Genomic DNA, 1904 nt, shown 5'->3' with positions numbered 1-1904 from the left:
TAATAGCTAAGTTTTCGTTGCGTGCGAAGCACGAACAATGAAAACCCTGTTGAACGGAAGCTTCGGGAGCTTTTTGCTGGGTATTTTCCCACACTATGGGTTTATCGACAAAAGATTTTTAGAGATACAGGAGACTTTGAGAAGAGTCTCTTTTTTTGTGGGCGATTTTGGTGGTTTTTTCTTGGTTTTATTGTGTTTTCTTTCACGTTTAGACATATCCCTTACCCAAATCCGCTAAAATGCAGATTTAGGAGCAGGTAAATTTCGGCTCATCTCCAAAAACCAACTTGGCGGACCTCGAAGATCGAACGTGGCAATCGTTACCAAATTTCCAACTTTACAACAACTACATTTCGGCTGAAAAACTTTTGGCGGAAGCTTTTCTTTAGGCTGGATGCCTAATTTTTGTTGTAGATTTTTAAGCTTGATACGCTTCCAAGTGCTGCTCAAAAAACCATAATGACGGATTTTCACAAATCTTTTGGGCAAAATATGCATCACAAAACGGCGGATAAACTCCTCGTGGCTCAAAACCATCTGCTTTTTGATGCCTTTTTGGCGGTAATCTTTGTAAGAAAAAGTTACCGTTTCCGCGTCAATTTTTCTGAATCTCTGGTTGCTGATAGCGATTTTATGCGTGTATCTGCCAAACCTCCTGTTTACTGAACATTACAGGCAGTTTTTTCTCTCTTTTAATTTCCGGAAGACTCAAAAAATCATAGCTCAATCCTTCCGATTTCAACAGAAACCGAAGTCCGTAAACGGTATGTTTAAAATACGATTGCGAAGGCGATTTAGATTTTTTCTGAAGGTAAAAAAGGTAATCATGAATTTGATCTGAATCGAGCTCTGTAGGAATTTTTCCGAAATGCAGCGACACCGCAGCGACGTGTCTGGAGTAATTTTGAAACGTACTTTGGCTTCTTCCCAACACCGAAACCGTACGTTCAAACCTTTGCAAAAGCTCCGCAAATCCCGGAACTTCGCGCTTTGCCTGATTGATGATCTTGTTTTCTCTGAGCTCTTCTAAACTCTTTTTTTTGTTGCCATTCTATTGATTTTTAATTAGTTTTACAAAGTAATCAAAAATATGCAGACGGGGCTACCGAAGGTTTAGTTCAACAAGGGTTTGGCAATAGCGGGCGGAACGTCAAAAATTCACGTTTTGTGCTTCGATTAAAATTTGTATTTTAGTTGAAAGTTTCGGCTTCGATTTGCCCGCCATCGCCAAGCCCCGAAACGTTATGTGCAATTTCACCGAAACAGCGTCCAAATGAAGGAAAAATTAAACGAATTATTTGAGTATAACTATCATTTTAATAAAAAATGGATTGAGTTTTTGACGGAAAATTTTCAAGAAGTTCCTGAAAAATCATTGGAACTTATAAATCATCTAATGAACGCTCAACAAATATGGAACGCTAGAATTGAAAATGAAACTGAATTTGGGGTTTGGCAAATTAACGATTGGAATAACATCTCGGACATAAATTATGAAAATTATACAAAAACTTTGAAAATAATTCGTGAAAAAAGTCTTGAAAATGTGATTGAATACCAAAATTCAAAAGGACAAAAATTTACAAATAAAATTGAAGATGTTTTATTCCATATTATAAACCATTCGACTTATCACCGTGCTCAAATTGCAACTGATATTAAAAATTGTGGAATAGAACCGATTAACACAGATTATATTTTTTATAAAAGAAAAATTGAAGAATAAAGAAACTGCACATAATAGCTAAGTTTTCGTTGCGTGCGCAGCACGAACAATGAAAACCCTGTTGAACAGAAGCTTCGGGAGCTTTTGGTTGGGTATTTTCCCACACTATGGGTTTATCGACAAAAGATTTTTAGAGATACAAGAGACTTTGAGAAGAGTCTCTTTTTTTGTGGGTGAT

General features: G+C 36.7%; 2 protein-coding genes and 1 pseudogene. 1 reads left to right on the top strand and 2 read right to left on the bottom strand.

Annotation, left to right across the window (positions count from 1 at the left end):
• Positions 1–234: 234 nt before the first annotated feature.
• A pseudogene (locus tag DRF58_RS17980) lies at positions 235–666 on the bottom strand (transposase); the annotation flags it as partial.
• Entirely contained in the window at positions 632–961 is a 330-nt protein-coding gene (locus DRF58_RS17975) for a phage integrase N-terminal SAM-like domain-containing protein (protein WP_262510786.1), read from the bottom strand. The pseudogene DRF58_RS17980 and the gene DRF58_RS17975, both read right to left, overlap by 35 nt.
• A gap of 312 nt (positions 962–1273) precedes the next feature.
• On the opposite strand from DRF58_RS17975, the gene DRF58_RS17970 reads away from it, so the two are divergent.
• Positions 1274–1726, top strand: coding sequence for a DinB family protein (locus DRF58_RS17970; RefSeq protein WP_116037323.1), 453 nt, complete (start codon positions 1274–1276; stop codon positions 1724–1726).
• Positions 1727–1904: the final 178 nt, after the last annotated feature.

Source organism: Epilithonimonas hispanica, assembly GCF_003385395.1.
Lineage (GTDB): Bacteria > Bacteroidota > Bacteroidia > Flavobacteriales > Weeksellaceae > Epilithonimonas > Epilithonimonas hispanica.
The sequence above is the reverse complement of the archived record's forward strand: the minus strand, read 5'-3'. Positions and strand labels throughout refer to the sequence as shown.

Excerpts from the sequence above, each read along its gene's own strand:
- DRF58_RS17970 (WP_116037323.1), top strand. The coding sequence starts at position 1,274 with ATGAAGGAAAAATTAAACGAATTATTTGAGTATAACTATCATTTTAAT.